This window comes from Planctobacterium sp. AWM4_229, assembly GCF_056160305.1.
On the sequence record NZ_JBSWWX010000004.1, the window covers coordinates 458,452 to 485,168 of the forward strand.

Annotated in this window: 22 protein-coding genes; 11 read left to right on the forward strand and 11 right to left on the reverse strand. The window is 46.4% G+C overall.

The genetic code is table 11. The annotated features are described in order from the left end of the window. The first annotated feature begins 30 nt into the window (after positions 1-30). Genes ACXAGP_RS11300 through tldD form a run of 8 tightly spaced genes read left to right on the forward strand, consistent with a single transcriptional unit; the run spans position 31 to position 10,756 of the window. The gene (locus ACXAGP_RS11300) at positions 31-1,074 is read left to right on the forward strand and encodes a rod shape-determining protein (protein ID WP_229531281.1); all 1,044 of its coding nucleotides are present in this window, start codon (positions 31-33) and stop codon (positions 1,072-1,074) included. Positions 1,075-1,125: 51 nt separating this feature from the next. Next, complete coding sequence (gene mreC, locus ACXAGP_RS11305; protein WP_475261456.1) at positions 1,126-1,971, forward strand: rod shape-determining protein MreC; 846 nt, start codon at positions 1,126-1,128, stop codon at positions 1,969-1,971. Continuing rightward, positions 1,971-2,450 carry a rod shape-determining protein MreD gene (mreD, locus tag ACXAGP_RS11310; RefSeq protein ID WP_338294199.1) on the forward strand — a complete coding sequence of 160 codons (480 nt, stop codon included), beginning with the start codon at positions 1,971-1,973 and terminating at the stop codon, positions 2,448-2,450. Before mreC ends, mreD begins: the two co-directional genes overlap by 1 nt. Before the next feature lie 17 nt (positions 2,451-2,467). Then, positions 2,468-3,046, forward strand: a complete 579-nt coding sequence (locus tag ACXAGP_RS11315; RefSeq protein ID WP_475261458.1) for a Maf family protein — start codon at positions 2,468-2,470, stop codon at positions 3,044-3,046. Beyond that, entirely contained in the window at positions 3,047-4,525 is a 1,479-nt protein-coding gene (gene rng, locus ACXAGP_RS11320; protein WP_475261459.1) for a ribonuclease G, read from the forward strand. Next, entirely contained in the window at positions 4,522-8,469 is a 3,948-nt protein-coding gene (locus ACXAGP_RS11325; RefSeq protein ID WP_475261460.1) for a YhdP family protein, read from the forward strand. The genes rng and ACXAGP_RS11325 overlap by 4 nt, the downstream gene beginning before the upstream one ends. A 30-nt stretch (positions 8,470-8,499) precedes the next feature. Beyond that, positions 8,500-9,321, forward strand: coding sequence for a carbon-nitrogen hydrolase family protein (locus ACXAGP_RS11330; protein ID WP_475261462.1), 822 nt, complete (start codon positions 8,500-8,502; stop codon positions 9,319-9,321). Further along, positions 9,314-10,756, forward strand: coding sequence for a metalloprotease TldD (gene tldD / locus ACXAGP_RS11335; RefSeq protein ID WP_475261464.1), 1,443 nt, complete (start codon positions 9,314-9,316; stop codon positions 10,754-10,756). Before ACXAGP_RS11330 ends, tldD begins: the two co-directional genes overlap by 8 nt. A gap of 68 nt (positions 10,757-10,824) precedes the next feature. Here the strand turns inward: tldD and ACXAGP_RS11340 are convergent, their stop codons facing one another. Then, positions 10,825-14,046, reverse strand: coding sequence for an Ig-like protein, group 1 (locus tag ACXAGP_RS11340; RefSeq protein ID WP_475261465.1), 3,222 nt, complete (start codon positions 14,044-14,046; stop codon positions 10,825-10,827). A 4-nt stretch (positions 14,047-14,050) separates the two neighbouring features. Next, positions 14,051-14,581: a ribosome biogenesis factor YjgA gene (yjgA, locus tag ACXAGP_RS11345; RefSeq protein WP_475261467.1), complete on the reverse strand. Its 531-nt coding sequence runs from the start codon at positions 14,579-14,581 to the stop codon at positions 14,051-14,053. Between the two features lie 102 nt (positions 14,582-14,683). On the opposite strand from yjgA, the gene pmbA reads away from it, so the two are divergent. Next, positions 14,684-16,015, forward strand: coding sequence for a metalloprotease PmbA (pmbA, locus tag ACXAGP_RS11350; RefSeq protein WP_475261553.1), 1,332 nt, complete (start codon positions 14,684-14,686; stop codon positions 16,013-16,015). A 92-nt stretch (positions 16,016-16,107) separates the two neighbouring features. Here the strand turns inward: pmbA and ACXAGP_RS11355 are convergent, their stop codons facing one another. The 4 genes from ACXAGP_RS11355 to ACXAGP_RS11370 form a co-directional block, all read right to left on the reverse strand. Next, positions 16,108-16,422 (reverse strand): hypothetical protein, encoded by a 315-nt coding sequence (locus ACXAGP_RS11355; protein WP_475261468.1) that lies wholly within the window; start codon positions 16,420-16,422, stop codon positions 16,108-16,110. 333 nt (positions 16,423-16,755) lie between these two features. After that, on the reverse strand, positions 16,756-17,463 hold the full coding sequence (gene arcA, locus ACXAGP_RS11360) for a two-component system response regulator ArcA (protein ID WP_338294190.1): 708 nt from the start codon (positions 17,461-17,463) through the stop codon (positions 16,756-16,758). A 53-nt stretch (positions 17,464-17,516) separates the two neighbouring features. Continuing rightward, the gene (locus ACXAGP_RS11365; RefSeq protein WP_475261469.1) at positions 17,517-18,056 is read right to left on the reverse strand and encodes a YfiR family protein; all 540 of its coding nucleotides are present in this window, start codon (positions 18,054-18,056) and stop codon (positions 17,517-17,519) included. Then, positions 18,056-19,699, reverse strand: a complete 1,644-nt coding sequence (locus ACXAGP_RS11370; RefSeq protein ID WP_475261470.1) for a sensor histidine kinase — start codon at positions 19,697-19,699, stop codon at positions 18,056-18,058. The genes ACXAGP_RS11365 and ACXAGP_RS11370 overlap by 1 nt, the downstream gene beginning before the upstream one ends. A gap of 92 nt (positions 19,700-19,791) precedes the next feature. Between ACXAGP_RS11370 and ACXAGP_RS11375 the strand changes: the two genes are divergently transcribed. Then, positions 19,792-20,220 carry a DUF3293 domain-containing protein gene (locus tag ACXAGP_RS11375; RefSeq protein WP_475261472.1) on the forward strand — a complete coding sequence of 143 codons (429 nt, stop codon included), beginning with the start codon at positions 19,792-19,794 and terminating at the stop codon, positions 20,218-20,220. Here ACXAGP_RS11375 and ACXAGP_RS11380 read toward each other — a convergent pair. The 5 genes from ACXAGP_RS11380 to trmB form a co-directional block, all read right to left on the reverse strand. Next, the gene (locus ACXAGP_RS11380; RefSeq protein ID WP_475261473.1) at positions 20,217-20,558 is read right to left on the reverse strand and encodes a hypothetical protein; all 342 of its coding nucleotides are present in this window, start codon (positions 20,556-20,558) and stop codon (positions 20,217-20,219) included. The two genes, ACXAGP_RS11375 and ACXAGP_RS11380, sit on opposite strands and share 4 nt — an antisense overlap. A 37-nt stretch (positions 20,559-20,595) precedes the next feature. Then, a complete protein-coding gene (glgA, locus tag ACXAGP_RS11385) occupies positions 20,596-22,029 on the reverse strand; it encodes a glycogen synthase GlgA (protein ID WP_475261474.1) in 1,434 nt (477 codons plus the stop codon). Then, on the reverse strand, positions 22,029-23,267 hold the full coding sequence (gene glgC, locus ACXAGP_RS11390) for a glucose-1-phosphate adenylyltransferase (RefSeq protein ID WP_475261476.1): 1,239 nt from the start codon (positions 23,265-23,267) through the stop codon (positions 22,029-22,031). The genes glgA and glgC overlap by 1 nt, the downstream gene beginning before the upstream one ends. Positions 23,268-23,821: 554 nt before the next feature. Continuing rightward, positions 23,822-24,847: a methyltransferase gene (locus ACXAGP_RS11395; protein WP_475261478.1), complete on the reverse strand. Its 1,026-nt coding sequence runs from the start codon at positions 24,845-24,847 to the stop codon at positions 23,822-23,824. Beyond that, the gene (gene trmB / locus ACXAGP_RS11400; protein WP_475261479.1) at positions 24,847-25,566 is read right to left on the reverse strand and encodes a tRNA (guanosine(46)-N7)-methyltransferase TrmB; all 720 of its coding nucleotides are present in this window, start codon (positions 25,564-25,566) and stop codon (positions 24,847-24,849) included. The genes ACXAGP_RS11395 and trmB overlap by 1 nt, the downstream gene beginning before the upstream one ends. Positions 25,567-25,647: 81 nt before the next feature. Between trmB and mutY the strand changes: the two genes are divergently transcribed. Continuing rightward, complete coding sequence (gene mutY, locus ACXAGP_RS11405; RefSeq protein ID WP_475261480.1) at positions 25,648-26,712, forward strand: A/G-specific adenine glycosylase; 1,065 nt, start codon at positions 25,648-25,650, stop codon at positions 26,710-26,712. Positions 26,713-26,717 lie beyond the last annotated feature (5 nt).

Sequence of the window (26,717 nt, forward strand, 5' to 3'; positions counted from 1 at the left end):
AATACTTGCTAAAAAGGAACCGGACCTTCCATGTTTAAGAAACTCCGCGGAATGTTCTCCAACGACCTTTCCATTGACCTCGGTACTGCTAATACTCTGATCTATGTAAAGGATCGCGGGATAGTACTTAATGAACCCTCTGTAGTTGCGATTCGTCAAGAGCGCGCAGGCGGACCTAAAAGTGTAGCATCAGTGGGTGCTGCCGCGAAAAGAATGCTGGGCCGGACTCCAGGTAATATCAAAGCCATACGTCCCATGAAGGACGGTGTTATCGCCGACTTCTATGTGACAGAAAAAATGTTGCAGCACTTCATTAAGCAAGTACACGACAACAATTTTTTAAGACCAAGCCCGCGGGTATTGGTTTGTGTTCCCTGTGGCTCCACTCAGGTAGAACGCCGTGCCATCAGAGAATCGGCATTGGGCGCAGGCGCTCGGGAAGTGTATTTGATTGACGAACCTATGGCTGCTGCGATTGGTGCAGGATTACCTGTTTCAGAAGCGACGGGCTCTATGGTGGTAGATATCGGTGGTGGTACCACGGAAGTAGCGATCATTTCCTTGAACGGCGTAGTTTACTCTTCTTCGGTACGTATCGGTGGTGACAAGTTTGACGAAGCTATTATCAGTTACATTCGTCGTAACTTTGGTTCACTGATCGGTGAAGCCACTGCAGAGCGAATCAAACACGAAATCGGTGCCGCCTATCCAGGTGAAGAAGTGCGCGAAATTGAAGTACGTGGCCGTAACTTGGCAGAAGGTGTACCAAGAGGCTTTACCCTGAACAGCAATGAAATCCTGGAAGCGCTACAAGAGCCACTAACGGGTATCGTATCTGCGGTTATGGTGGCACTTGAACAGTCACCACCAGAATTGGCGTCTGATATCTCTGAGCGCGGCATGGTGCTTACCGGTGGTGGTGCCTTGTTAAAAGACCTCGACCGTTTGTTAATGGAAGAAACGGGTATTCCCGTGGTTATCGCCGATGATCCACTTACCTGCGTAGCGCGCGGCGGTGGTAAAGCATTCGAAATGATCGATATGCACGGCGGCGACTTGTTCACCTATGAATAACTAACAAGAGGGCCGCAGGTCCTCTTCTTTTATCAGGCACTTTGACCTTTCATGGAAACCATCTTCTTAAGAGGTCCATCTCTTAACATTCGTTTGGTAATCGCCATTGTTTTATCCGTGGTGTTGATGGTTTTAGATCATCGACTGGATAGCTTTAGCAGTGCCCGTATTTTCCTCAATAGCCTGGTTGCCCCTATCCAATACGCTGCCAATCTACCCGGCGCGATGCTTAACTGGACATCCACTAATCTCACCACGCAACAACAGCTGCTGGATGAAAATGAGCGCCTGACAAGAGAAAACGTATTGTTAAGCGAGCGAATTCAGCAGAATAACTTTTTGCGCCAGGAGAATGAGCATTTACGGGCCTTGTTAGGTTCTGTTTCTGAACAGGGCGTGCGCAAAATGATAGCCGAAGTGATGGCCATTGATAACAACCCTTATAGTCATCAGCTGGTCATAAACAAAGGCACGATTAATGGTGTTTACGAAGGTCAAGCAGTACTGGACGAACACGGCGTAGTGGGACAGGTGCTGCACGTTGCCACTACCAATAGCCGGATTTTATTGATTTCTGATATCACTCACGCTGTGCCGACGCGCTTGCTTAAAAACAACGTGCAGTTGATTGTTTCCGGAACGGGTAATCTCACCGAATTGACCCTGGAACACGTGGCCCACAGTTCTGATGTCGCTGTTGGAGACGTGCTGATTTCCTCAGGCTTGGGCAATGTCTTCCCACAAGGTTATCCGGTGGCGGAAATCAGTGAAGTGATCCGCGATGAGTCTCGCCCCTTTGCTTATGTTAAGGCCAGACCCGTTGCTAAGCTCGACAGATTGAAATACTTGTTGCTGCTATGGCCAGAATCGGCGCAAGTCGCGGAGGCAAGTGAATAATGTTTGCCTTAAAGCACTATGTTATCGGTTTGAGTATTCTTGTGGCGCTGTTACTCCAGGTTATGCCTATGCCGCCACTGGTGGACCCTTATCGCCCTGATTGGCTAATGCTGGTCATTGCTTATTGGACGTTAGCCTTGCCCCACAGAGTGAGTATTGGGGTGGCCTTTCTCAATGGTTTAATACTGGATATCTTACTGGGTACGACACTTGGGGTGCACAGTCTGGCGTTAACCGCGGTAACTTATGTGTTGGCCATGAATTATCAACGCTTGCGCAACTATTCGGTGTGGCAACAAGCTATTATTGTAGGTTTAATCGCTGCGCTTTATCACTTGCTGATATTTTGGTTGTTGCGTCTACTCAACGATATTGACTTTATCTTCGCTTACATGTGGCCGGTGTTTACCTCCATGCTTATCTGGCCATGGGTATTTTCACTTTTGCGTAAACTCCGCCGCCAGTTTCGCATTACCTGATTAATTCTGGGTTCACCATGATTGTATTAGCCTCTTCTTCTCCCAGACGGGCCTGTTTATTGCAGCAAATTGGTATTGAGTTTGAGCGCCAATCGGCTGACATTGATGAGTCGCCTCTGGCTGGCGAGTCCGCCACGGCTTTGGTGGAACGACTGGCAAGGGAAAAAGCTGAGTATGTGGCGAAGCTGCGCCAGGATGATTTATTGGTACTTGGCTCCGATACTATTGGTGTATTGGGAGATGATATTTTGCTCAAGCCAAAAAATGTTACAGATTTTCATGCAATGATGAGCAAGATGTCCGGTCAAACTCATCAGGTGATTACGGCAATCGCGATTGCTAAATGGTGTACTGAGTCTCAGCAATGCTTGTTAGAGAGTGAGCAGGTGAGCTCCAATGTCAGCTTTACAGAGTTAAGTGAGCAAGATATTGCAGACTATTGGGACACCGGCGAACCTCAGGACAAAGCTGGGGGCTATGCCATCCAGGGCTATGGTGGACAATTTGTCACCCATATATCCGGCAGTTATAGTGCCATTGTGGGCTTACCTCTTTACGAGACCAGGCGATTGCTACAGAAAATGAAGGATGTTTGAATGAGCGGTGAATTATTAATTAATGTAACACCATCAGAGTCCAGAGTGGCGTTGATTGAAAATGGTTTGTTGCAGGAAATTCATGTTGAGCGACACACTAAAAAGGGGCTGGTGGGCAACATTTATCGCGGTAAAGTCAGCCGTGTTTTGCCCGGCATGCAAGCTGCCTTTGTGGACATTGGCTTGGAAAAAGCGGCCTTCTTACACGCTTCCGATATAGTCGTACACAACGAAATATTGGAAGAAGTTAACGAATCAGAGATTAAAAAGACCCACAATCAAACCCAGGATATTCGCGAGCTGGTGCGCGATGGTCAGGATATTGTGGTGCAGGTGGTAAAAGATCCCATCGGTACCAAAGGTGCTCGCTTAACTACCGATATTACTATTCCTTCTCGCTATCTGGTATTTATGCCGGGCGTAACCCACCTCGGCGTATCGCAGCGCATTGAAGATGAGCAAGAGCGGGAGCGCCTGAAATCCATGATGGAAAGCGTTGGGGGCAAAGGCGGATTTATTCTACGCACCGCAGCTGAAGGCGTTGGTGAAAAAGAACTTATCGCGGATGCGGAATTTTTACAAAGATTGTGGTCTAAAATACAAACAAGACAAAAAAAGCGTAAATCTAACGTTTTGTACGAAGATTTACCCTTGGCGCGTCGTGTTCTACGAGACTTTGTGGGTACAGAGTTAGATCGCATCAGGATAGACGCCAAACTGGCTTTTAATGAATTACAGCATTTTACCAAAGAGTACGCGCCGGAATTTCACCGCCTGTTGGAATATTACCCGGGTGAACGGCCGATATTTGATTTATACGATGTAGAAAACGAAGCACAGCGTGCGCTTGAAAGACGTGTTGACTTAAAGTCTGGCGGTTATTTGATCATTGATCAAACTGAGGCCATGACCACGATTGATATTAACACCGGCGCATTTGTGGGCCATCGCAATCTGGAAGAGACGATTTTCAACACTAACACTGAGGCCACGCAAGCCATTGCAAGGCAATTAAGGTTGCGTAACTTAGGTGGCATTATCATTATCGATTTTATCGATATGACCGATGTCAGCCATCAAAGGCGCGTCTTACACAGTCTTGAAGTGGCGGTGAGCAAAGATCGGGCAAAGAGCAAAATTCACGGTTTTACCGCTCTTGGCCTGGTGGAAATGACCCGCAAGCGAACGCGTGAGAGTCTGGAGCACATACTGTGCGGTGAATGTCCGGTGTGTAAAGGACGAGGTTCCATTAAAACTGTGGAAACCATCTGTTTTGAGATTATGCGGGAAATTGTGCGGGTAAATCGCGCTTATGATGCCGACAAGTTTGTGGTTTATGCATCACCCGCTGTGGCAGAAGCGTTGATGGATCAAGAGTCCCACGTATTAGCGGAATTGGAAGTTTTTATCAGCAAACAAATTAAAGTACAAACGGAGATGTTGTATAACCAGGACAAATATGACGTGGTTATGATGTGACCGAACAACGACAACTAAACAAGTCTGCTCCATTGTGCAACAAAGAGCAGCAGACAATTAGAGATTGGCGTTTCTACGCTGCCTGGGTCACCAGAAAAATCTGGATGTCGGCAGCTATTCTATTGGTAACACTGGCGGTGCTTTTATCGCTGGTACGTTACTCCTTACCTTACATGGACTCGCAAAAGCATCATCTCGAGCAATTGCTCAAAGAGCAATATAACGTTGATGTAAGCATCGGCTATATCAGTGCCATCTGGAAGGGCAAAGGCCCGGCAATCGTGCTTAAAGATGTCAGTATGGGGCGAGAAGCGGATTCTCCCTTGTCTTTTGCGATTGATGAAACTCAGGTGGAACTGGATTTTTGGGCCTCTGTACAACAAGGGCAAATCCAATCGCAACGCTTTAATCTGATTGGTTTGCAGTTGCAGGTGGATCTACCGCGCATTGAACGAGGTGAAGAGCAATTTCCTCTGTTAGATGCTCTGCAGACTCTATTTCTTGAGCAGCTGGAGCGTTTTTCCGTCAGTAACAGCGAAGTCCTGCTGCGCACTCGTTTAGATGAGCAGAAAATCCAGATCCAACAACTCAGCTGGCTTAACAAAGAGCAGCGCCACCAAGGCGTTGGACAACTTCGGGTCGCCGAGTTAGCGCGTAATTCGGCGCGTTTCGTATTGGACTTAAATGGCTCCCGCGATAGCTTCACCGGCACCTTTTATGCCGAAGCGGAAGATCTCGATCTAACTCCCTGGATAAAAGCACTATTACCTACAGAATACGAAATTAAGCGCAGTCGAGGTAATTTTAAGCTGTGGGCGGGTTTGGAAAATACGCGTGTTTCCTTCGTGCAAGCCAATTTGCAGGAAAGTCAGTTCCTCTGGCAAGGTACCAACTCAGACGAGCAGGTATCTGCTGAGTTGGTTAAAGGCCGTTTTTACGCAACACCTACTAACAACGGTTGGGATTTTAATCTGGATGATTTGTCACTTATCGTTAATGACAGGGTATTTACCAGTAACTGGCAAGGAGCGGCATTTACCAACGGTGTCATGACATTGAGCACTCAGGATAAGCTCAATCTCACTCCGCTTTTACCTTTAACAGGGGTATTGCTGGGTGAGTCCCTGCAACAACAGATGCGGGCTTTTGACCCACAAATTGCTGTCGATAAAGCCAGGTTTTACGTTTCTGAGGAACATATTGCTGCCCATCTGGCATTTAGTCAGTTTTCCATCAAGGAGCAACAGTCAATACCAGGTATTAATGCTTTGGATGGCGAAATTTATTGGATGGACAATATTGGTCGAGTCAATATTCGCTCTAACCACAATTATCTCGCCAGTAATAACCTTTTAGGTTATGTGGTGCCTTATGATGAATTGCATCTTCAAGCCTGGTTGGACCTTGAAAAACAACAATTATTGATACCCAGTTTACTCTTAAAAAATCAAGATCTGCAACTTAACAAAGCGTTCAGGTTTAACCTTGAAAGCGAAGAGTTAACGGCGCTGGCAACATTGAGCGCTCTGGATACAGCTACTTTAAAACCTTATTTTCCAGAATTAATGGGCAATGACACTCGCAATTGGCTAAACCGGGCGTTAGAGGCTGGTATGGTGTCTGATGGCAAGGTGTTGTGGCATGGCCGGGTGCAGGACTTTCCATTTTCCGATAAGCAAGGCGTGTTTCAGGCTGCCGTTGATATTGACCAACTTACCTTGAAATTTCAACGAGACTGGCCAGCGCTGGAAAATGCTGACGTGAGTTTATTGTTCGAAAATGAAAGTTTAAGTATTGCGGGACAAACCGGACAGATATCAGGAGTTGATGTGCGCAATGCGAAAGCGCTTATCCCACAACTCAGCGAGCACTCCCATATAGAGATAAGTGCAAATGGCGCAGGGACCGGAGCCCAGTTAACTCAGTTATTTCAGGATAGCAGTTTACAAAACTCGGTGGGTAAAGCGCTGGACTTCCTACAGGTAAATGGTGAGCTTGCGGCTGATTTGAAGTTGCATATTCCACTAACCGGAAATGACATCAAAGCGGATGCTACAGTGCAATTTGCCAATAATCGAATTGATATTCCCGCCCTGGATATGAGCTTGCAAGACGTCGCTGGAACCTTGCTCATAGCCAATGAAAACCTACAAACGGAAAATTTAACGGCCAGTCTTTTGGGGCAAGCGCTGTCACTACAAGCAACGGCGAGTCAACAAGCTGACGGTTATGCTACGGATGTGGTATTTGATGGTTCTTGGGATTTACCGCAACTTATCACTCAGGCACATCCTCAGTTAGCGAGTTATGTTCAAGGGGCTACGGATTGGCAAGGTAAATTACATGTTTTGCTCCCTGAGCAGGGTTACCAATACAACTTGCAAATACAGTCGGATTTGCAAGGCATTGAATTGTCAGGGCCTGAACCTTTAGCCAAGTCGGCAGATTCAAACCTATTGGTGTATCTGGATAGCGAAGGTGACCAACAGGCCTCCACAGTGCGCATGTTGCTAGGGCGAGATATCAAGTTCAATGGCATATTGCCTCACGATACAGTGCAATTTTCTCGTGCCCACTTATCTGCCGGTGGTGATAACTTTGTCGGCATGGGATTAGGCTTTAGTGTATCAGCAGACCTGCCCTACCTGGACTATAGTCAGTGGCATACCTTTATCGGCGATCTGGTGGAGGGGTTACCTTCTGGAGGTCATGCTTTTATTGCCGCACCGCAGCGAGTATTTGTGGAAGCACAGCAGTTGCAACTGGCAGGACAATTATTTAGCAATGCCGAAGTGCTGGCTAAAAACCGCGATACCTTTTGGGAGCTAGAGATGGCTTCAGAGCAAGCCAGGGCAGACGTTAAGCTGCACAAAGATTGGTTACAAGACGGAGTCGAGGTCAAAGCCGATTACATCAATCTGGCCAAATGGCAAGAAGGCTCTTCAGAGCAAAAGCGCCTTGATCACAACTACATTCCACCAGTGACGCTTTCATGCCGCCAGTGCAGTTTTAACGGCTACGAATTGGGGCAAATCGACGCCGCAATGAGTCGTTCCGCGAATGGCATGAAAATCGACAAATTGCATGTCACCAGTCGAGACGGTAAGTTTCAGGCCACTGGTGACTGGTTCTTTGGAGAGCAAAGCGATAGTACGCGGTTAATCGGCAATTTTAATAGTGATGACTTTGGTAGTTTCCTGAAGAACCTGGACTTTGACTCTGGTATTCGTGACTCAGACGCGGAGATTAATTATGACTTCAGTTGGCAGAGCAGTCCTTATGCTTTCTCTCTTGGGGAGTTGAACGGAAAAATGGATTTCCGCCTCGGTGATGGCTACGTAACGGAGATATCTGATAAGGGCGCGCGTCTGTTGAGTATTTTTAGTCTCGAGTCTCTGATGCGTAAACTTACGCTGGACTTTAGAGATGTGTTTGCCAAAGGCTTTTTCTACGACAAAATGCTCGGCACCTTTACGGTGGAAAACGGCATGGTTAAAACTGACGACACCCATATCGACGGAGCAGCAGCAGGCGTGGATATTAAAGGCTACGCTAACCTTGAAGATAATCAGATTAATTATCTGGTAGATGTTAAACCTAACATTACATCTAGCTTACCGGTTCTAGTGGCCTGGATGGTTAACCCGGCAACAGCGGTGGCGGCACTGGCTTTTGACGAGGTGTTTACTCAAGCGAATGTCGTTTCAGGTATTCAGTATTCCCTTACTGGTTCCATTAAAGAACCGCAAATTACGCTACTGGAACAAACCAGCAAAGTTGTGGAACTCCCCGCCAAGAACAATACAACACCTACTCAGCCGGATGCTGATGTGCCGGGCACTCAAGATAACCCAGATAAACTGGAGCAACCGCGGGCGCAAGACTTAATCGACTCACGCCCGGTGGGGGAAAGCGACAGCAATAGCGAAACTGAAAGTAGCTAACCTGATTTAGCATTAGAAGAGCACAACAATATGGCCATAATCGCAGCAATCCAAATGACATCAGAACCGGATGTAGAAGCCAATTTTCGGCAAATTCGTGAAGCTTTGCAGGGCATGGTCTTCGAGCAACCTTGCCTTGTTGTTCTGCCGGAGTGTTTTGCCTGGTTTGGTGCGTCGGATAAATCTACCCTTGAGCAGGCAGAATCCTTTGGTGAAGGGCTTATTCAGCAACGACTGGTGGAGTTGGCTCGGGAGTTCAACATCTGGTTGGTGAGTGGCACCATTCCCCTGCAAGGCGAAGAACCAGACAAGTTTACCGCCTCCAGTCTTGTGATTGATAACCACGGCCAGGTTATTGCTCACTACCAAAAAATCCACATGTTTGACGTGGAGGTGGCGGACAATACCCGAAGTTATAAAGAATCACGGTACACCCAGGCGGGCAATGAAATCTGCGTCATTCCCGATACGCCTTTCGGTACTTTGGGGGTGGCAGTTTGTTACGATCTGCGTTTTCCGGGGTTATTTGATGCAATGGGCGAAGTTGACGTATTGGCGTTACCGGCTGCCTTTACCCAAAAAACCGGGCAGGCCCACTGGCAGCCGTTGCTGCAGGCCAGAAGTATCGAAAACCAGTGTTATCTGGTGGCTGCGAATCAATCGGGTGTACATGTCAATGGCAGAGAGACCTGGGGCCATAGTTGTATTTATTCACCTTGGGGTGAGCTACTCATGGAAACCCTTGAGTCCCCCGGATTTATCTATTCCGACGTTAATTTTTCGTACCTTGAGCAGATCCGCGCTACAATGCCGGTAAAGCAGCAAAACAGATTCAGGAGCAAGCTTGTCTAATTCAGTTGAACAGCACCTTATTGAAGGGTCGGGATTGACCCGTGCTGATGTTGAAGAATCCATTAATCTGATATTACAGCACCAAAATAACTTTTCTGATGTGTATTTCCAGGCCAGTCAACACGAAAGCTGGGTATTGGAAGACGGGATTATTAAAGACGGTAGCTACAATATCGAGCGCGGCGTAGGGGTAAGGGCAGTCTCCGGTGAAAAAACCGGGTTTGCCTATTCAGATGAAATAACCCGTGAAGCATTGTTAAACGCCGCTGGAGCAGCGCGCAGTATTTCCGCCCATGGTGGCACCCAAAGCCTCAATAAGTTTGTCACGTTGGAGCAGGGGGCGTTGTATACCTCCAGTAATCCATTAGCGCAAATGACTGAATCTGAAAAAATCGACTTGCTGCGCATCACCGACAATTACATCCGCCAGCAAGCGCCAGAGGTATCGCAGGTGGTGGTGAGTTTATCTGGAGTATACGAAGAAATCCTGGTGGCAGCGTCGGACGGCACTTGGGCCACCGATTTACGCCCGCTGATTCGCTTGAATTGCTCAGTGATTCTGGAAAAAGACGGTCGCAGAGAGCGAGGTAGTTCTGGCGCAGGTGGCCGTATGGGTTATCTGTATTTCAGAGAAGACTACAATGGAGCTCCGCGCTATCAGTCTATCGCCGATGAAGCCCTACACATGGCCAGAATTAATCTGGAGGCTGTGGCAGCGCCAGCTGGTGTGATGCCGGTGGTGTTAGGTGCAGGTTGGCCCGGAGTATTGTTACACGAAGCGGTGGGGCACGGTTTAGAAGGTGACTTTAATCGCAAAGGCGCATCTACCTTTTCTGGTCGTATCGGGGAGCAGGTAGCTGCCAGTGGCGTTACTGTTGTGGATGACGGCACCATGCCAGACAGACGCGGCTCTTTAAGCTACGACGATGAGGGAACGCCGGGACAATACAATGTACTTATCGAAGACGGTATTCTCAAAAAATACATGCAGGATAAGGTCAATGCCGAACTAATGTGCGTAGAGCCTACCGGCAATGGGCGTCGCGAATCTTATGCGCATCTACCTATGCCTCGAATGACCAATACCTACATGTTGGCGGGCAATAGCACGCCGGAAGAAATTATCTCAACAGTAGACAAAGGCATCTGGGCACCAAACTTTGGCGGAGGTCAGGTGGATATCACCTCCGGTAAGTTTGTATTTTCTACTTCCGAAGCCTACTTGATTGAAAATGGTAAGGTGACGTCTCCAGTTAAAGGCGCGACTTTGATTGGCAATGGTCCGGAAGTGATGCAAAAAATCTCCATGATAGGCAACGATCTGGAACTGGACCGCGGAGTTGGTGTTTGCGGTAAAGACGGTCAAAGCGTGCCTGTTGGCGTGGGTCAGCCCACCTTAAAAGTGGACGCCCTTACTGTGGGTGGTACAGCTTAAAACAGTATTTTCAAACACTCATTAAAAAAGCCCCGATTTCGGGGCTTTTTAGTTGGATTACTAGCAAATTAGGGGGCAGCTCTTGCTAGAGAAAATTCTACGTTAGTGCGTGCACCAGAAGGACTATCGATAACATAAGAGAAAGTTTCTAACGCCGAAGTATCTCCGTTTCCACTTTCATTCTGATATGTAAAAAGCCGGTTAACATTTCCAGGTACTATCGGGTTTTCACGTTGATTGGTATTGCCAACGGTGTCGTTTGTAACTGATATCTCCCCATCGGAGTTAATGGTACCCAATTCAGTACCTGAGGCCAAAACCTGCTCGTTAGTATCATAATAAACGATGTAATAATTATAGATGGTGTCGTCAGGCTGCTCAAAAATGCCATCGACCACAGATTCATTTGTTATTGTCACATTTGGGTCAAATTTCGCGATGATGTTTTCGTTTACGTAGATTTCCTCATCTTCGGCGCTCTGCGACGCGTAAATACGCCAATAAGCCTCAGAGGATGATAAGATAAGAGTAAATGCTCTTCGAATATGTATTGAACGCGCAGTTTCTTCACATCGGGTTTCTGAATTACACTGTGGTCCATTAAACAATTCATCTGCAGCGTTGAAAGCTTCATCGCCATTGAAATCAATAAACGGTTCTGAGTCCTGACGGCTGCCGTCTTCGTTGTAGTCCACCCAAGCTTCAGAGTAGTCTACAAATCCAACAGAGCCATATTCATTCACGCCAAAGCCGGAGTCAGTATCATCTGAAATAGGACCGCCATCACCATCGTAAAGATCGCCTATGTCAGCATCGTCATTGAAATCATAGGCATTATTGCCGTTTCCATCAAAGAGGGTTTCATGCCCTATTGCCGTGGCAAGAATTGTGTTTCTATGGTCGTCATCATCCCGAGGGTTTTGACTGGTCCAGGTAACTGAGCAGGTGCCTGTGGCTGCCAGTGTCGGATCGATATCGCCATTTGCATCTTCACCTGTCTCACAACTGCCTTCGATACTACCGTATTCAGTGGTGAAATTTACGGTAGTACCGTTGGGCACAGGGTTGTTAAATATATCTGCCAATCTGGCAGTAATCGTTACGGTTTCACCACTGACGTTAAATGCTTCAGGATTAAGAATGTTGGCACTTAAGGTAAAGCTATTTTGATCTGGTAAACCAGTATTGACTGTCAGTAAGTCAGATTGGGTACGAATAACCGTAGACTCTGTAGATACTACAGCAGCCGTTACTCTGACAGGAGTAGGGACCGTGCCAGCAGTGACTCGAGTACTTACCTGGCCTGAACTGTTGGTTAGACCTACCTCTGGGTCGAGTGATAAACCGCCTGCTTTTGTATTCAAGGAAAAAGTCACTTCCTGCTGCGCCAGTGGGTTGCCCAAATCGCCATTAACCTGAAATACCAAAGTTGATACTGAGCTGGAGTTTTGTCCGCCAGTGCCGGATAACACCATGGCATCAGGTGTTGCCGATACAAATGAAATTGAGCCAATGCCTTCAGCTTCGATTGCCAGGTCTCGGGTAATGGTAAGGGTTTCGTTATTGATAACCACAGAGGCAACAATTTGGTCCGAGTTACCAGTGGCACCGGCACAGCTTAAATCTTCAAAGGTGGCCGAAGCAACACCGTTGATGGTGGTAACGGTTTCATCAATGGTGGCCTGACTATTGGCTACACAAGTGGAGGTAAAGGTAATCGGAGTCGGCGTAGTTATGCGAGCATCATTTTCGTCCACCAGGGCGACGTCAAAACCCGTTGTAGCACCTGCACTGATGGTGACATCACCGTTTTCATCGGCAATGGATGAGCCGATAATACCTTCAACAAAGTTGCCATCTCCATCAATATGACCAAAGCGGATTTCGCCTTCTACAGTTGCCCCGGCAGAACGCACCGCAAAATTACTGGCAGCACTGATTTGTATGTCGTTTACCGTGGTTTCTACTTGTAATGAGTAGGCACCTAAATCGTTTTCTGTGGCGCTAATGTCCACCTCGGCGACGCCTCCCATGCCGGTAAGTTCTGAAGTTGGTGTTAGTACCGGACCTGTGCCCTGAATCGAGAAAGTGACAATGCCGCCAACCACAGCGTTGCCGTCGGAATCTCTCACCGTCGCTTGGGCGTTAACGGTATCGCCAGCTTGAAAAGCACTGACCGGAGAACCATCACGCAGCAGAGCTACGGTGACGGTAGGCGACGCAGTCACTGTGGTATCCACTGTGACATATTCATAGTTGAGTGAGCTACTGAGTGACTCGTAGCTGGCAGTAACTGCCGCAGCACCAATAGTTGCATCAGTATTGGTGATAGTAACCTCGGCGTTGCCTTGGGCATCGGTAAGCGCGGTGCTTCTATCTAAGCTGCCTAAATCTGATGATAGTGAAAAGCTGACGATTTCATTGCTGACACCTTCTTCACCTCGGGTCAGTGATGCGCGCACACAGATCTCTTCGTTGGTGCCAAAGCTTTGGGCTTCGGTATTACAGTCTTGCTCTAATACCGCTATAGAAATCTGAATGGGGCCTTGTGCATCCGCCACATATTCGTAGTTGGCTGAACTACTAATGGTATCGAATGTTGCTACAACGGTTGTTGCTCCAGTGGTTTGGTCTGCATTACTAATTGTGGTTTCAGCAATGCCGCTGGCATTGGTTAAAGCCGTTGTACTGTTCAAAGTACCGATGGCAGCGCCTTGGGTGAAACTGATAATTTCCCCCGATACCGGGTTATCGTCGCTGGTGAGTAATGCCCGAACACATATAGAATCCGAGGTGCTAAAAGTAGGAATGTCCACGCTCTGACAATTGCCGTCCAATACTGATACTTGCAGAGCAATCACGGCATTGGTAGAGCCTGCGGTAAATTCGAAACTCTCTGAAGCGGTGTTACCATCATATGTCGCTGTGACGGTGGCAGCACCGGTATCTACGCCATTGCTGGATATAATAATCTGCGCAATACCATCAGCACTGGTTAAGGTGCTCGTGGTGCTCAGGCTGGCAATAGTGGAATCTAGCGAGAAAGCCACTGCCTGGCCTGAATAGGCACTTCCGTCACTGGTGAGAGTCGCTTGCACACAAATGTCTTCATCTGCAGTGAAGGTGTTGTCGCTGACCGCTTCACAGTTGCTGTCTAAAATAGCGATGGATAAATCAATAACAGGGTCTGTTGTTGGGTTGAATGGATCGGGTCCATTGGCACCCGATGAACCCCCACCACAACCACTGATAAGGAAAATCAGGAAGACAGCAAAAATGTTAGCGCGCATTTTATCACTCTTGTATTTCTTGTTTTAAGTATTGGAATATTTCTCTATAGGCTTTAGGGGGCTTGTTTTGTTCCCGCTCTTTTTTGGCCTGTCGTATCCATTGTCTCAGACGTTGTCGGTCCAATTGTGGATATTCCTGCAACAAACTTTGCAGTGCATCGTCGCCCTGGTCAACAAGTTTATCGCGCAATGTTTCAAGTTTGTGGAAATGGGCTTTTAGCTGATATTGCTGCCCTTGTAAATTTTCCAATGCTTGGGTAATCGCAGCAACGTCTTCCTCGTCCCGATTGCGTAGCAATTTGCCAATAAATTGCAGCTGTCGTCGATAGGATGGTTTTTTGCGGTTCATGTTGCGGGCGATATCTATTGCCTCTGCCACTTCCGTATCCAAGGGGATCTTTTTCAGCGCAGCTACGCCCAGTTCCACTACCTGTTCACCCAATTTAACCAGCGCCAACATTTCTTTTTTGAGCTGGGTTTTACTTTTATAATCGTCAAATTCCGAGTCGGAATCTGAAAACAGATCTTCGCCCATAACCTTCACTTTGGTGTTACACTTGGCATGATTGTAACCATTGCCCGTGCTAATACCAATGAATACTTGTGGATTAGCACAATTGAAAGGATCGAAACAGTAATGCACGCTGAGCAACAACTCGCCGAAATACAAGAAGTCGTGGCGGATGTTTTAAAAATGGCCAAAGTTGGGGGCGCAGATAACGCCGAAGCTAGCATCAGTAAAGTACAAGGTATTGCCGTTGCTACCCGCTTAAAAGAGGTGGAGACCGTCGAATTTACCAATGACGGTGGTTTGGGAATATCCGTCTATGTGGACGGCTGTAAGGGGAGTGCGTCAACTGCTGACTTGAGCAAAAAGGCGCTGGCACTAACGGTTGAAAAAGCCATTTCGATAGCGCGTTACACAGGTGAAGATCCCTGCTCTGGCCTGGCTGAAAAAGAGTTAATGGTGGATAAAAACATCGACCTTGAGCTTTATCATCCGGTAGATCTCGATACTGACGCGGGATTACAACTGGCGCTTGAGGCTGAATCAGCGGGGTTGGATTGCGATGATAAGATCAGTAATTCAGACGGTGCCAGCTACAACGCCAATATTGGTCTGAAGGTTTATGGCAATACCCATGGGGTGAATGTTGGCTATCCAAGTTCTCGTTACAGTCTGAGTTGTGTATTGATTGCCGGGGACGGGGATGACATGCAACGGGACTACGCCTACACCGTTTCTCGTGAAGCCAATAAATTGCAATCCGCGCAAGATGTGGGCCGTGAAGCAGCAAAAAACACGGTTAGCCGCTTAGGTGCGAGAAAAGTTAATACCTGCAAAGTGCCAGTGATCATCGACAAAGAGCTGGCGCCAAGCTTCATCGGACATTTTGTCAGTGCCATCAGCGGTGGTAGCTTGTATCGTAAATCCAGCTTCTTATTGGACAGTAAAGGACAGCAGGTGTTTCCTGAGTGGTTTGAAATTCTGGAAAGGCCACACCTTAAACGAGCACTGGCCAGCAGCGTATTTGATAACGAAGGTGTTGCCACTTATGACATGGACATTGTTACTAATGGCGTACTCAATCATTACCTGTTAACCAGTTATTCAGCCCGCAAACTGAGTACTAAAACCAATGGTCACGCCGGTGGAATTCACAACTGGTTAGTTAAAGATACGGGTCACACTCAGGCTGATTTGCTTAAAGAAATGGGCACCGGATTACTCATAACTGAGTTGATGGGGCAGGGCGTTAATATAGTTACCGGAGATTACTCCCGCGGAGCCGCAGGTTATTGGGTGGAAAATGGGGTTATCCAATATCCAGTGCACGAACTGACCATTGCAGGCAACTTAAAAGATATATATCAGAATATCGTGGCTGTGGGTAACGACGTAGAAAAACGCGGCAGTATCTTCACCGGGAGTTTATTGCTGGAATCCATGTCCGTTGCCGGAGAGTAGGTTTTCTGCTGTCAATTGAGTCTCTGTTAGAAATTTTATCGCTACAAAATCAAGTTGATCTGTATTTGCCGTTTTGAAATGGGACAGGTCAACTAAGCTCCCTTATATTTGGGGCGCAGCAGCTCCCCTTGAGGCGCAGTCGGCGCCCCGACAAAATATGTTCCATTAGAGATAAGGTGCTGATTTACATATTGTTGTCGAGATAAATCCTTGAGAATCCCCATATCTTTTTTGACTTCAATTGTGTCTGACAGACGCCATCCATGGCTTTTCTGAACCAAATCCCTTTGGTCCACATACCATTTCTTTTTGCCAAAAAGAAACCGTATGCGAAAGAAAAAGGCTCCCCGCATTACGCTTAATCCATTGAAAAACTGCAAGTTTCCGTCGTCACGATGCGCGTCCATGCTTAGGCGTGACTTGATTTTCTTCCCTGAAAATCACCGGCAACTTGCTTATCGTTTTTCAATGGCGCTTCATGAGGGGAAATGGGGTGGTTTATTCATTTCCACGAGAAACGACAATATTACACTTCGTTAGCACACTCATCCTAATGCTCTCAACTTTTTGGTTAAACACTTTGACTTGATAACCCTATGAATTTATTAACATAAAGATATTTTCAACGGAAAAAGGAACTGGAAAAACTTCAAATAATTGAGCGGATTCTCAAGGATAAATCTCGACCTACAGATACAAAAAAGGCCGCTGAAGCGGCCGTTTTTATATTAGTTTGACGCTTAAGCGTCTACAGATCCGCAGAAGCGATACCCTTCACCGTGAATGGTGACAATCAAATCCTCGGCGTCTTGCTCGCTTTCAAAGTGCTTGCGTATACGACGGATGGTGACGTCGACAGTTCTGTCGTTAGTGCGCAATTCACGGCCAGTCATTTCCAGGATAAGCTGCTCACGAGTGAGGATTTTACCTGGATTACTCAAGAACAGGTGCAGGGCGCGGAATTCACTGCGCGGCAATCTGAATTCATTGCCGGATGGAGAAATTAAGCTGCGGCTATCGCCGTCCAATACCCAACCGTTAAAGTTAACTTTACTAGGCAGATCTTCATCTTCATTGGCGTTACTGGTTCGGGCCAACAAGTTTCTGGCTCTGATAGTCAGCTCGCGTGGATTAAATGGTTTGGTGAGATAATCATCTGCTCCAATTTCTAAACCCAGGATGCGATCCACATCGTTGTCTCTACCGGTTAAAAATATCAAGCCGACGTTTTTCTTATCTCGCACTTCGCGAGCCAGAATCAGCCCGTTTTTGCCCGGTAAATTAATATCCATGATCACCAGGTCGATGGTGTTATTTTCGAAGTGATCATGCATTTCTTCGCCATTTTCCGCTTCGAATACACCGTAGCCCTCAGCTTCGAATAAACTTTTCAGCGTAGTTCTTGTTACGACTTCGTCTTCTACTATCAATATATTTGGAGTTTGCATGATCTCACCTGAGATTGTTGTCATTTATTTTTATTTTGTAACCTGGTTACAGTTTATCGGAAATTAGCACGTTTCAACAATAGGGAGCTGAATTTAAGTGAAGTGTTCTCATATTGCTCCTGACTGAAGAAAATGCGCATTTTCGACTGTAAAGGTACTATGGTGATCATTCCGCCATTTTCAATAAAGTCTCGCGTTTCTCCAACAGAAACAATCGTTCTGTTTAATTCTTCCAGTTTGGCGAATAGCTCCTGGCTTTCTGCTTGTTTGCCGATGAAGACAACCTGGCATTGATCGCCAGTTAATTGTTCTGGTGTTTGCAGGCTAACCAGCCTGATATCTTTGTCTTTTAAGCGTTTTTTAGGAAGTTTATTGAAGACTTTGGTATGAGACTGATTAGCGTCTTCCATAAAACAAAAGTTAAAGGTATCGTCACTAAAGCTTTCATCTGGATAGCTGGTGTAATGGGCAATGTGGTAAAGAAATGAGGCTCTGAGTTCTTCTGGTTTAAAGGATTGCGCATAGCCTGTCTGCCACGTCGCCAAGGACATGACCAGAATACTGGTTAAATGCTTGATTACCTTTAAATTCATCAGGAACTCTGCAGCAGTTTTTCCGGTTCTACCCGTTTAACCGGAAATACGATGTTAAATTCAACACCATGGCCCGTTTCACTTGAAAGTGAAATTGAGCCATTCAATGCTTGCGTTACCAGATTGAATACAAGGTGCATGCCTAAACCACTGCCACCCTGGCCGCGCTTAGTGGTTACAAAAGGGTCAAAAATGCGTTTGCGCATGTGTTCCGGTATGCCGCGCCCATTATCGGTATAGGTGATGTTGAGTTTATCGCTATCGATAAGCTCCGCATGGATCACTATCGCTCCGTTTTGTTGATCTTCAAAGCCGTGAATGATGGAGTTCATTATCAGGTTGATCATAATTTGATTAATTGGGCCTGCTTTAGTTTCAATGCAAAGCTCTGGATCACAGTCGATACTAATTTGATGAGACAGGTTCTTAAGTCTGGGGCGCATGGATAACAGTATTTCATCCATCAGCTGTTTAAAGCTAAAGGCGCGGTCTTGCTCACTAGATTGGTCTACGGCCACCTGTTTGAAGCTGGAAATAAGCTCAGCAGCTCGGTTCAGGTTGCGATAAATAATATTGAGGTTTTCTTCGCCCTCATTCATAAACTTCGATAGCATACTGGCTTTGAGGGTTTTTTCTTCAAAGGCTTTTTTCAGTTCATCCAGTCTATCCAGCATCATAGTAGATGCTGTTACGCCCAGTCCGATTGGCGTATTAACTTCATGAGCTACACCCGCCACCATGTCGCCCAATGAGGCCATCTTCTCGTTTTGTACCATTTGACGCTGGAATTGATGCAGTTTTTCCAGAGTCTGGATTAATTCCTGGTTTGCTTCTTTCAGAGCCTGGGTTCGCTGATTAACTTTCTCTTCCAGATTTTGCGCCAATCTCAGGTGCTCAGTTTCGGCTTCTTTTTGTGCCTGCATGTGGTCCTGAACTCGGTCTAACATCTGGTTAAAAGACGACGACAACAGATTGAGCTCTTTGACGTTGGCCAGCTCTGCACGTTTCGAATAATCTTTTTTGTGAGCGATATCGGTTACCAGGTTCACCAAGCCATCGATAGGATCGGTGATTGTGCGTTGTAATCTCAAGGTAATGATAAAACACACGGTTAGCGTTACTAACAGCACTAACAGATTGATCATAATGCTGTTCACAGTTAAATCTTGCAGAGACTTGGCGGAAGCCCTGAGATAAACATAACCAATGATGGTATCGTCGATGGAAACAGGCTTGATAAATTCTACCTGGCTCTCATTAATGATGGGGACTTTCAGTTCCTCTACTCTGTCATACATGGCCTGGATAGGAGCCTGACCCTTCTTGTTGTAACTGGCAAAAAACGACAACTCGCCATCTGGGGTGACCTTGTATATGTGCACGTTGGTTATGAATTCAGCAGCGGAGAGCACCAGCAAGTTTTCTTCTTCAGTAATGTTATCATCGAAGGCAATACCACTTTGGGCGTTACGGGCGATTAACTCACCAAATATTTCAACCTGATCAATGAGTTCAGTTTTATAGGTGGTTACCTGGGTATAAAAGGAGATACTGCTGGCTAAAAATAGTGCGAGGGTGGCCACGCCCATCACTACCCAGACAAACAATCGTTTAATTGACAAAAATTTTGATTCAGAGCCCATTCAGCGCATTCTTGTATTCGGCGAACTGACGTTCAGACAATCACCATATTGATATAAAGTGGCCATAATTGAAACTACAACTCTAAAAACTTATGAAAAAAAATGCAGAAGCGCAAGTTTTCAGGCTATGGAAGGCCTATCAGGACATAAAAATTCACACTTCGTCTGCGCAAAGCTTTATATCTGCAACAGGATTCATAATTTCTGCCTGCAATCCCCAAAGTCAGCTTTGTGAACAATCGTTTAATCGGCGCAAAACACAAAAGCTACAGCGTTATTTGAAAAGTAAAAACATTGACTTTAAGTCACTTTTAGTGGGCGATACCACATTTAGCTGGAGTGAGCCGAGTTTTTTGATATTTGCCAGCGAATCGCAGGCTCATAATCTGGCGCGAATTTATCAACAGAATGCAGTTTATCAGCTTATACAAGGTGAACTTTGGTTAGTGCCGGTATTGCTGGGGCAAGTCGCACCCACCTCAATGGGGCCGGTAAGTGATTTTTTTATTGGGACTTCTTAGTACTTCACTAATTCCTTTAACTGCTCCTCAGTTATCCCTAGCTGTGCAGTCCAGGAATTAATCCGCATCTGCTTGATTTGCTTTGCTACGGTATCTTCTTCTTCTACAAGAAGATCTTCGAAATCTGTCAGGCAGATACAAACCAACTGGTTTTTGTCTTCACCTGTTTTTGGGTCCGGTAAAGTAGCACTTTTGTAGATGATACGCGGGCATTGGTCGCGGCGCTGTGGATCTTGAATACAGGTTTCAGGTAGTGAGTATGAACTAAAGCTTATCACCGACAGCAATACCGCCATCGGTAATAAGGTGAGTTTCCTGAGAGTACCAAAGCGCAACAAGCTTATTCCTTGAAATATTACTGATCTGCTCAGGATTTTATGACCTGAGGGCATCCTCGTAAAGCCCTGTGTAATTGCGCGCTGCGTCTTCCCAGGTAAATTTGGTGTGCATGGCTCTGTGTTGCATTGCTTTGAATTGCTGCGGGTATTCGTAATAAAACAATGCTGCGCGGCGCAAACAGTTTAGCAAGTCAGAGCTATCAGCGCTGTGAAATACAAAGCCCGTAGCCTGATCCGGGTTTTCTTCCAGATCAATCACCGTATCTCTTAATCCGCCTACAGCGCGAACAATGGGTATGGTGCCATAAGCCAGGCTGTACATCTGATTTAACCCGCAGGGCTCAAACAGTGAAGGCATCAGGAAGTAATCACTGCCCGCTTCCAGTAAGTGCGCCATGTGATTACTGAACTCTTCACGGAACACAAATTTCTCTGGCTCCTGATGGGCAAAATGATGCAGCTCTTCACAAATTGATGGATCGCCAGTACCAATAATAAGCAGCTGAACGTTGTGTTGCATCAAATGACCCAGAATTGGCAGAAGATAACCGAAGCCCTTTTGTTCCGTTAAGCGGCACACCATGCCAAACAGCGGAATGTCGGGGTTTTCTGGTAAGCCCACGGCACTTTGCAGTGCCTGCTTACAACTCACCTTGCCAGACATATCATCAGCGTGATAATTAACGGGTAACTCCGGATCGGTAGCCGGATCCCATTGACTGTAATCGCAACCGTTGAGTATGCCCGTCAGGTCGTGCTGGCGCGTCATATACTCATGGTACATGTGATGAGAACCCAGTGGTGTTTTGAGCTCATAGCCGTAGTGAGGACTTACTGCATTTATTTTATCGGCGTTCATAACGCCGATTTTCATAAAGTTAATGGCGCCCATATTGTCTTTTTGGGCGGCAATTTCTTCATAGGGATGCAGAAAAGGAATGTCATGCAAGGGGTGCTGACACTGATATGCACCATTGTGTACTGTTAGCACCGAACGGCTTTGGGCGTAAAAGCCGGTGGGGTCGCGACGCATGAAAAAAGGCACCAGTGCCGTATGCCAGTCGTGACAATGCACAATTTGCGGTTTGAATCCGATACAGGTACCAGCGTGCAGTGCCGCCATGGAAAAGAACGCATAGCGCTCAGCATTGTCCGGGAAGGCGTGATAACTGTCGGTATATATCCCGTCTCTGTCAAAAAACGGAGGGAAATCAATCAGGTAAACACAAAGACCATCCAGATCCATTTGCCGAATGTTGTAATGATATTGCCTGTCGTTGGCATACAACACTTGTGTATCTGAGATTTGATGGGATTCAAACTTTTCAGCGATGGCTTTGTAATAGGGCAAGATAACCCGAACATCATGGCCAAAATTCTTAAGGGCTACTGGCAAAGCCCGACCAACATCGGCCAGGCCCCCGGTTTTTACTAAACCTTCAACTTCTGATACGACGAACAGAACTTCCACTAGAAACCGATCTCCATGTTTTTCGGAATAACTACGATACCTTCTTCAGACACGGTTAAGCCGCGGGAGCGATCCAGTTCTAAATCAACACCAATTTGGGTGTTAGGCGCTATTTTAACGCTTTTATCGGCAATAACGCGGTTAAGTACACAATTTTCGCCTACTTCACATTTGCCCAGCATGATGCTTTCCACCATTCTGGTGCCTTTGTGGATTTTGGCGTTAAAGCCTAAAACACTGCGTTCGATGTGGGCGCCAGTGACCTCGCTGCCAGAGCTGATCATGGAATTTAATACCGTGCAGTGATTGCCTTCATCATCGGCCATAATATTCGCTGGTGGTACTGGTGGGTGATAACTGCGCAGAGGCCAGCGGTTGTTGTACAAATCAAATTCTGGCTCTGCTACCAACAAGTCCATGTGGGCTTCCCAGAAAGAATACACTGTACCTACATCACGCCAGTAACTGTGGTTAGCGGTTTCAGCTTCACCTGGAATTTCATTGCGATTGAAATCGTAAACGAATACTGGCTCACCATCAGCCACCATTTTTGGCAGTATATCGTGGCCAAAATCATGAGAAGACATTTTATCTTCGGCGTCTGCGCTGAGGTATTCGAATAATTTATCTTTCTTAAATACGTAGTTGCCCATAGAAACCAGTGCCAAATCAGGGCGACCCGGAATGGTTTTGGGGTTTTCCGGCTTTTCTTCAAAGCCAATCATTCGATAATCTTCGTCTACTTCGATAACACCGAATCGCCCGGCAGCTTCAGAGGCCAGAACAGGGATGGCGCACACTGTTAGTGAAGCGTCCATTTTTTCGTGATAACGCTGTACCTGACGAATATCGATTTTGTAGATGTGATCACTACCGAAGATAAATACGTTGTCTGGCTCGTGGATCTCAATCAGGCGTAAGTTTTGATAGATGGCATCTGCCGTGCCCTCGTACCAGCGCTTGCCCATGCGCATTTGCGCCGGAATGGCATCGATAAAGTTACCGGTTAAGCCTGTGATGTGCCAAGCCTGTCGTAAGTGAATATTGAGCGATTGCGACTTAAACTGGGTCAGTACGTACAGCTTCAGAATGTCTGAGTTAACGAAATTATTGAGTACAAAATCAATAAGTCGTAAACCGCCGGCAAAGGGCACTGCTGGTTTAGTTCGGGTCTGAGTCAATGGGAAAAGTCTGGTACCGGCACCGCCAGCCAGGATCATCGCTATATTTCGTGACATTTCGGCATATTCCTTTGGATTGCATTTACAAAATCATAGCACCAAGATTGTTACTGAGTTAGCAGGGAAAAGAAAATTCACAAAAAAGTAAACAAACGTTTAAAAATTAACCGTTTGTTATTAGTGAAGAAAACCATGATATGCAGAAATTCTCTGCGCCAGGTTAAGTCGCTCTCAGTTTATCGTTGCTTTGTTGTTTTTAGATGGGATGCAACGTCTTGGTTTTCTCTCCGCTACTGCAGAAAGAGTAATAAATAAATCCTACGCCTTTTCTTACCAGATTTGGACCGACCACTGAAAAAAAGTTGTGACTTTAACGATTTAGTAAAAAAAAGAGGCTCAAAAAGCCGCTAAGCTAACGAGCCTCATACACCAATTAATACTAATTGGTATTTCTCTGGTAACACAAAAACAAGCTTTTAGAATTCAAAATGTAAGCGGTTACATTTTGAATTGCAAGTAAATTTCAAACATTTTAAGTACACAACGAGAGCAGGGGAGTTACTGCCCCCCATTTTGGGGAGCCGTGAGAATGTATTTGATGCTGCGAAAGTCTATTTGATACAGCGGTAAAGTGTAAACTTGCTGGTTTGGGCCATTACTTTGCAGTTGGAAAAGCTGCCTTTTAACTGTTCGGCGTAGGGCAAAAAGCGATTTGCCACTAACCAAAGTTCGCCGCCTGACTGCAGTTTTTGTTTAGCATCTCGAATGAATTTATCGGTAATGCTGTAATCGGTTTCAAGACCAGTATGAAATGGTGGGTTGGTGTATATCGCCTTAAAGGTCCCTTGAAGTTCGTTAAGGCCATTGCTGGCAACAACGTTAAATTGAGCCCCGGTTTTACTCATGGTGAGTTCGCTGCAATGCAGCGCCAGAGCATTGATATCGCTAAGTTGGATATTAATGCCGGTATTAAGTTTTGCCAGGTAAGCACCCACTACGCCGCAACCACAAGCAAAATCAAGAATGTTGCCTTCAGGCACAGATGTGATGTTTTCCAATAATAACAGTGTGCCAGCATCCAGTTCACCATGACTAAATACACCAGGTAAAGAGGCCAGTTGTAACTCTACATTACCGTTTTTATTCGGCACCTGAACAGTGTGTTCGCTAATAAACTTCTCCAGCTCAAATGTTTTGCTTTCCGATATTACTGTTGCAAATATTGAGCAGTGGCGGGCAGAGTCCAGCTTATTGGCACGCTCACCAACCGCTTCTAATAATTTTCCGCTGCTCTTAATGCCGCCTTTGTTTTCGCCCACCAAACACAACAAACCCTCTTGCTTAAGCTGTGTGGCCAGATAAGCAATTAACCATACTGTGTGCTTTTTGGCTTTGGGCAGATACAGCACAATACCGTCGTATTTTTCATTGTCGTCCGGCAGGGTAATACCAAAATGATGACGACCTGGTTGTCGTTTGGCGATGGCCTGGTATTGATCAAAGTACTGATGAAACCCGGATACGGTATCAGGCAGCTCGGCGAAAATGGCGCTGTCGGTTGGATTCACCAACAACCAGCGCCCTTCTGCGAGCATATCGGTTTGACGCATTAAACATTGACTGGCAGGCGATAGCATTAGTTAACTTTCCTGAAGATCAGATCCCAAACACCATGGCCTAAACGATGGCCGCGCTGCTCGAATTTTGTCAGTGGACGGAAATCCGGGCGAGGTACGTAATCTTTTGTTTCAGAGGTATTCTCAAAACCTTCCTGCACTGACATCACTTCCAGCATGTGCTCGGCGTAGTTTTCCCAATCGGTGGCCATGTGAAAGACACCGTCTTTGGCCAGCTTGCTGCGAATAAGTTGAGCAAATTCCGGCTGAACTATGCGGCGCTTGTGGTGGCGTTTTTTATGCCAGGGGTCTGGAAAATACAACTGCACTCGGGCCAGGCTCTCATCAGCTATGGATTGTTTTAGTATTTCTACGGCGTCGTATTCGAATAAACGTACATTAGTTAAACCCTGCTCAACGATATCTGCCAGACAGGCGCCAACACCAGGGGTATGCACTTCGATGCCGATAAAGTTCTTGTCTGGCTCGGCTGCAGCCATTTCCACAAGGCTTTTGCCCATGCCAAAACCAATCTCCAGTACGACAGGGGCATTGCGGCCAAACACCTCTTCAAGGTTGTAAGGTTCTGGCTGAAAATCCAGACCGAAATTGTCCCAGTTGGTTTCTATAGCTAATGCTTGTCCTTTGGTCAGACGGCCTTCGCGTTTTACAAAGCTTTGTACCTTGCGCACATAGACGCCAGCGGCTTCTGCTTCTTCCTGAGATTTATACTTACTCAATGTCGTACTCTTAATTTTTGATCTTGCAATTACGGGTGGCGTATTATCCCGTCTCCCGTACGAAATACAAGCATAGGATAAATGACGCAAATCCCCAGTTCCCCTGTCATTACGCAGCGCATATTAGATTGGTTCGCAGTGCATGGCCGAAAGCACTTGCCCTGGCAACAAAACAAAACCCCTTATCGGGTGTGGATCTCTGAGATCATGTTGCAGCAAACTCAGGTAAGCACGGTGATCCCTTATTATCAGCGTTTTATGGCACGCTTCCCGGATATCACAGATTTAGCGCAAGCAGAGCAGGATGAAGTACTACATTTATGGACCGGGCTTGGCTATTACGCCCGCGCCCGAAACCTGCACAATGCCGCCAAACAAGTGGTGGTAGAGCACGGCGGTGAATTCCCTGAGAACTTTGAGCAGGTTTTGGCTTTGCCTGGCATTGGGCGTTCCACGGCAGGCGCGATATTGTCTTTATCACGGCAACTACCGCTGGCGATTTTAGATGGCAATGTTAAGCGGGTGCTGGCCCGCTATTACGGCGTTGCAGGTTGGCCTGGTGAGAAAAAAACAGAATCTCAGCTCTGGCAGTTGGCAGAACAAAACACCCCTAACGAACAGGTAGCGGATTACAATCAGGCTATGATGGATATGGGAGCAACTTTGTGCACCCGCAGCAAACCCGATTGCAATAACTGCCCCATTGCAACTCATTGCATTGCTCATAAAGAATTGAACTACACTGCCTATCCGGGCAAAAAATCGAAAAAAGCCATACCAGTAAAAACCACCACATTTATGCTATTGCGTCAGGGCAATAAAATATTAATGGAGCAGCGACCTCCTGCTGGTATCTGGGGCGGCTTGTGGTGCTTCCCTGAAGCAAGCAACGAATCTATCGCGCAAAGTGCTGAACAGCTAGGTTTCAAGGTAACAGCGCAATCAGAGCTCAATGCCTTTCGCCATACCTTTAGTCACTTTCATCTGGATATCAGCGCAGTGGTGGTTGATGTAGAAAATAGAACCTCCAGTGAAGTTAATGAAAGTCAGCAAATCTGGTTTGATCTTGCCAATCCACAAAAGATAGGGTTGGCTGCTGCTACCAAAAAGCTAATCGATCAATTAAGCTTGGCGCTATCTGAATAAAGGAA